Here is a 6,000-nt window from a genome sequence, read left to right on the forward strand (position 1 = left end):
AGATTTTAGATAAACAAAAGCGAACCACTTGGTTCGCTTTTTTATTTTTGTTGTTATTTGGCTGCTAGTGCAATTTACTTAATAAAGTGACTTCGGACTTGTTTAACACTCGGGATTTAACGTTGGCTAGGCAACGCTCAATCATTATTTGTTATACGCATATTGGATTAGTTTCGTGATAATTTAGACTTGGTTAGTAATATGAATTGTTCAGGGTCTATGTACCCTTTAAATATTGGAGGTTCTGTTGTGTATCCCCCCATCCAACGATCGGGACCAGTTTCGGGGTATTCCATACGTGACCCCATTCTTATTGAAAAATGTATATGGGCATTTACACCAATGCCAAAATCCTCTGAAGGGTCAGCTATATAACCAAGCAAATCCCCTTTTTTAATTGCCCCTTTTGAGACTAACCAGCTTTTTAATGACAGATGACCGTACAATGAATAAAGGTTTTCTTTTGGGTGATCAATAATCACAACGCCAGGGTAACCGTTCATATAACCAGAATAACTTACAACACCATCAGCAATAGCGTATACAGGCTCTCCAACTTCAGCAAAATAGTCTATAGCAGCATGATATAAATGAGGAAATCGAGAAGCAGTATTAAATGAGGCAAAACCCTGTAATTCTGAACGTGAATCCAGAGGAAATCTATATGGCTCTTTTAAATTTTCAGCAATCCCCTCTAATATCGGACGGACAAGATTAAGTTCTTCATCAACCAGCCGCTGTTTCGTGTCCGTGAGTACTTTTGAACCTAAAAATACTAAAGGCAAAATAGTAAGGGTAATGATTACAATAACTTTCTTTGATATTTCCATCGATTTCCCTTCCATTGACATCGAAGCGTATACGCTGCATTAAGGTGTGAGCGGCGCTTAGCTATACTTTGAGCAAAGCGAAAACGCCAAGCGTTGCGAATCACTCTCAAATGCTTGTTATACATCTGTGCGTTAAAAATCACAGCGCTTTTCAATTGATGGTATGTGTTTACTTCTAGACCTTCTATCAAGAACCAAATACTTACCATGGTTAATAAGGACTTCATATTGAATGTTCTTGCGGCCGCCACCAAGGTGTTTTTCTGGCCAACTCGGCCAAGACTTATATACGCGACCTGTGAACTTAAGCACTTCCCTATCAGCAAGTGGCTCCATATAAGAGCTAAAATCACGGTCTACAACAAAACCCAAAATTTCATTATCCAGCAAGAAGTCGTCACCCGCATTCTTTCCAATAATTTTCCATACCTGAGGCTCACTTGTTCCAAAATAATCGGTTGCCAATATAGAGAACGATTGAAAGCAGCCATTTTGTATTTCTTGTTTTCGGCTACAACTGTAAATCAAGAGAGTTATACATCCTAAAACACAAATCCATTTGTAAATCATATATCTATCAATCATTGGTTAGCGATGTATGACGCCCGCTTATGTGGTGAGCAACGCAATGCGGTGTACGGCAACTAGCATCGCGTTAAGCAGTGGTAAACGTTGACCACCAAACCTAAACAATCGTGCCGTAAACACTAAATTCAAAGCAATCCGAAAATGCCAAGCGTTGGGAATCCGTCTTAAACGTCGTTTTGTTAAAACTACGCTTTCCTAATTGGTTGACATATAAACCACAAAAAACAACACGCAAACGTTAATCCTGCGGCATTTAACTCGTTAAGTCCGAATTGATTGACGAAAAGGGAACTACCCGAAGCTGCAACAAAAAAGGTAGCATAATAATAGGCCTTGAAGAGCTTCAACTCATGACAACACTTTTTGCATTTTATTAGTTTGCCAGGGATGAATTTAAACTTATCCCTTACAGTCAAGGGCTCTGCGCAGTTTGGGCACTTGAACATATCCACTCCTAATTGGCATTGTCAATGCCAATAGGCTAATAGCAACTAGTTTACTATGCAAAACAGTAAGAATTTACTTCGAGGGAGTTCAAAAATGCCACGTAGCTATTTTTCCTAATTATGTCGCCTTTTAGCGTATGGAAGAACGACTCCACCTCCGCATTATCAGTGCAATGACCTGGAGGATTCATACTTGGGACAATTCCATTTTTTGATAATAAAGCTTGAACTTCATGTGCTCGATATTCAGAGCCTCTGTCGGTATGAAATAATAACCGCTCTTGTGGTTTTCGATTTCTAATTGCCATTCTCAACTAACTCATCGTTAGCTGTGTACTCTTCTTACTGCCAAGCGACCAACCGACGATTTTACGCGAGTAAAGGTCGATAACGACCGCTAAATACATCCAACGTTTACCTTGCTTTATATACGTGAGATCTCCAGACCATTGTTGATTAACTGCCGTTGGTTTTGGTGTGTCTTTTTTAATATTCTTAATCGATTGATAAAACCGATGTAGCTTGGCCATCCTTAGGTAAATCCGATAACTTCGCGCTCGTAGTCCTTGCTCTCTCATGATCCGAGCCACACGCTTGCGGTTGACCAAAACTCCTTGGCGCCTAAGCTCTGCATGAACCCTTGGACTACCTGAGAAAACACTTAAATTATTCGCTTCTTCAAAGCCTGCTCTTCTTGAGCATAGCGACTTGGCTCTCTACCAAGCCATGCGTAGTAACCCGACTTAGAAACAGATAGAACCCGGCACATCAATACTATGGAATAACGTGTTTTGTAATGGGCTATGAATCGGAATTTTGTCGATTTTCTTGGGCAACGAATCGTTGCCACTTTTTTAGCAAGTCATTCTCGAGCTTAAGTTGTTCGTTCTGACGTTCAAGCTCTGCAATCCGACTAGACTCAGTTTTCTGGCTCGGGATCTGAGTCCTTTTCTTACGTTTATCTTCCATAATAACCCCTTCTCTATAGTCCTTTCGCCATTTAGAAAGCATATAAGGGTGGATATCTAATGATAGCGCCACGCTTTTAACTGTAGCTCCTTCTCGAAGCGAAAGTCGGACAGCAGTTACCTTAAATTCCGTAAGATATTGTTGAGTTTTTTTACCTGATTTATAAGCTGGCATAAACACCTCCAATTACAATTGAAGGTGTCCATTAGATCGGGTCAACTACAGAATCCCTCTTAAATTGCTTGTTGAACGAAGCCGCTGCGCGGCAGAGTAAAGCGAGTGCAAGCCATACTCTTGTAACACCATCACCCTGATGGTCGTTGACAGGAGTAACTTATGAATCCCACCGACTTAAAACGCTACAACGCCCTTTATGAACAACACCTTACCAACCTAAAGCTGCAAGGTAAACGACCCGCAACCATTGATGCCTATTCTCGTGCAGTTCGTCGGATCACCGCTCATTTCGATCGCGTTCCTGACACATTAACCACGGCCGATCTCAAACAGTTCTTTGCGTCTCTTATCCAAACCCACTCGTGGAGCACCATTAAACTCGATCGTAATGGCTTGCAGTTTTTCTATCTCTACACACTGGGTAAACAGTGGAAGTGGCTCAATATCGTCAAGCCGCCACAAGTGAAACGACTGCCTGACATACTCACACCGCAACAAATCAGCTCGCTGATTAACCACACGCGACAAGCCCGTTATCAAGTGTTCTTCTTAACTCTTTACAGCATGGGATTACGCCTTGGTGAAGGACTCAACCTTACGGTTCACGATATCGACAGCCAAACGATGCGGGTTCACATACGCGAAGGAAAAGGCGGCAAAGACCGAATGGTGCCGCTTCCTCTGCGAACGCTTAAGGCACTCCGCACACACTGGCTCAGCCACAAGCACCCTCGCTTACTGTTTCCCGGGCTTGGAAAAGGTAACGACGCACCGATGGACAGAGGCGGTATTCAAAAAACCATGAAGCTTGTGCTCAAAGAGTGTGACATCCAAAAACACGCCAGCCCCCACTCTCTCAGACACTGCTTTGCAACGCACTTGCTTGAGCAAGGGCTTGACCTGCGTTCACTGCAAACGCTGCTGGGTCACGCAAGCCTTAATACCACAGCCCGTTACACCCGAATGACTGCGCTAAAACAACGCGATGCTGCGATGGCCATCAACCATTTAACTGACGCTCTAGACTTAACGGGGAGCATTACATGAGTACCTTTATTGAACTGCTTCGCCAACACCACTCTACGCTTAAGCGTCACTATCATGCGCAGCTCAATGGCGATATGCATCGGGCCATTGCGGCGATGCTCCGTTGCAAAACAGAGCAACAAGGTCGGTCACAGTGGTTTTGCAGCCACTGCCATCACGACGACCGATTACCGCTTTCTTGTGGTCACCGACACTGCCCTCAATGCCAACAACGCACCACTTCTGACTGGCTACAGCGTCAGCAACAAAAGCGGTTACCTGTTCACTATTTCATGGTGACCTTCACTTTGCCGTATCAACTAAGAGTCTTAGCAAGACATCAACCTAGAGCGACATATAACGGTATGTTTAAGGTGGCATCGGGGGTTTTAAAGGATTTTGCGAAAAGACAGATGCAAGGCGAGTTGGGCTTTACCGCTGTGCTGCATACCCACAGCCGACAGCGAAACTTGCACCCACACCTGCACATTATTGTGGCGGCAGGCCAATACGACCCATCAAGACAAACGTGGCACAAAGGCAACAAACGTTACCTTTTTAACGCATTTGCTTTAGCCAAAGTCTGGCGAGCAAGAATGCTAGAAGCCATTAATCAGCACCCAACGTTGTGGCTGCCGAGTGGCATTCCCAAACAATGGGTGGTCGATTGTAGGCAGGTTGGTTATGGTCAGGCTGCACTGAGCTATTTAGCTCGCTATCTCTATCGTGGTGTGTTGCCTGATGAAGACATCATCCATATCACCGATGATACGGTCACGTTCCGCTATAAAGAGAGCCAAACCAATACATGGCGAACGCGCACTTTGCCCATCCTTAAGTTCTTGCTGCTCATTTTGCAGCACGTGCTCCCCAAAGGGTTACAGCGAGTAAGAGACTACGGATTTTTACGTGGTCAAGCACACGCCTTAAGAGTTCGTATTCAGCTGTTGCTGTTGAACCTACTCTATATGATGCCGCCAGTGACAGCACCGATAAGGAGCAAAGCGATACGAGTATGCCCTTGCTGTGCACATGAAATGGCATGTGTTGGAGTAAGCCGACCCATGTAGCCGAAAGGCATTGGATAATAAGGAGAATGGCATTGACGAAAACAGAGGAGATGTGACAACGAAAGAAACGAAAAACAGCTAACTGGTTGATAAGATTGCTATCGCAACCTTATCTTGACCTCGCTCGCCTTGAGAAAAGCCTCAAAGCGATGTGCCCTTCAAGTTCAATCGTACAATTTACTTAATAAAGTGGCTTCGGGCTTGTTCAACACTTGGGATTTAGTGTTGGCTACGCAACACCTTAATCCTTATTAGTTAGGTTTCTATAAATCTACCAATCGTTGCGGATCCAAGTACCTTTAACCTCAAAGCACTTATGCTCTGGAACTGGGTTCACCACTACGTTGTCGATACCTATTTTCTTAAGCAAGTTTTCTCTTGCGTTTTTTACTTTCTCCAACCGCTCCGGACATTCTTTTACCTGAGTTATAGTGCTATGTAGTTCAATCTCTATCTCAGTTACATCAGGATATTTAAGAGCCACTTCTTGCGCTAAACATCTTAAGAAAGGCTCTCCCATGCCTTTATATTTTACCTCTAGTTGTTCATCTAGCACTGATGCAAAATGTTTAATAAAGAATGTTTGACCTTGTTTTTCATATTGTGCTAAATCAATTACATGATTACCTTTGTAATAAGCTTTACAAACACCTGAAAAGTTAAATTTACTATTATCTGAATTTAACAATATCCAATCAGCTTCTTTCTTCTCTTTCTTTTTAAAAATACCAAACATTTACTCTATCCTCGAAAACCTAACAGCTCTTAGACAGAAAAATTCTGCATTTAAATGTAGAATTTTTCTATCTAGTATCTTGATGAAGTTTGATCCGCACCAGAAGTTTTGGACACTGAGTTAAGTGAGTACAATCACTAACGAGGTGAACAATGACA

General features: G+C 43.0%; 5 protein-coding genes and 1 pseudogene. 2 read left to right on the forward strand and 4 right to left on the reverse strand.

Annotation, left to right across the window (positions count from 1 at the left end; genetic code table 11):
• Positions 1-167: 167 nt before the first annotated feature.
• The 3 genes and pseudogenes from ACED59_RS13295 to ACED59_RS13305 form a co-directional block, all read right to left on the reverse strand.
• A complete protein-coding gene (locus ACED59_RS13295; protein ID WP_029223951.1) occupies positions 168-830 on the reverse strand; it encodes a M23 family metallopeptidase in 663 nt (220 codons plus the stop codon).
• Between the two features lie 132 nt (positions 831-962).
• Complete coding sequence (locus ACED59_RS13300; RefSeq protein WP_017097967.1) at positions 963-1,400, reverse strand: hypothetical protein; 438 nt, start codon at positions 1,398-1,400, stop codon at positions 963-965.
• 565 nt (positions 1,401-1,965) lie between these two features.
• Positions 1,966-3,007: pseudogene (locus tag ACED59_RS13305) on the reverse strand (IS3 family transposase); the annotation flags it as partial.
• 162 nt (positions 3,008-3,169) lie between these two features.
• Between ACED59_RS13305 and ACED59_RS13310 the strand changes: the two are divergent.
• Complete coding sequence (locus tag ACED59_RS13310; RefSeq protein ID WP_017096699.1) at positions 3,170-4,057, forward strand: site-specific integrase; 888 nt, start codon at positions 3,170-3,172, stop codon at positions 4,055-4,057.
• Entirely contained in the window at positions 4,054-5,106 is a 1,053-nt protein-coding gene (locus ACED59_RS13315) for a transposase (RefSeq protein ID WP_371705196.1), read from the forward strand. The genes ACED59_RS13310 and ACED59_RS13315 overlap by 4 nt, the downstream gene beginning before the upstream one ends.
• Before the next feature lie 271 nt (positions 5,107-5,377).
• Here the strand turns inward: ACED59_RS13315 and ACED59_RS13320 are convergent, their stop codons facing one another.
• Positions 5,378-5,842, reverse strand: a complete 465-nt coding sequence (locus ACED59_RS13320; protein WP_017097348.1) for a hypothetical protein — start codon at positions 5,840-5,842, stop codon at positions 5,378-5,380.
• Positions 5,843-6,000: the final 158 nt, after the last annotated feature.

The organism is Vibrio sp. FF266 (assembly GCF_041439695.1).
Classification (GTDB): domain Bacteria; phylum Pseudomonadota; class Gammaproteobacteria; order Enterobacterales; family Vibrionaceae; genus Vibrio; species Vibrio tasmaniensis_A.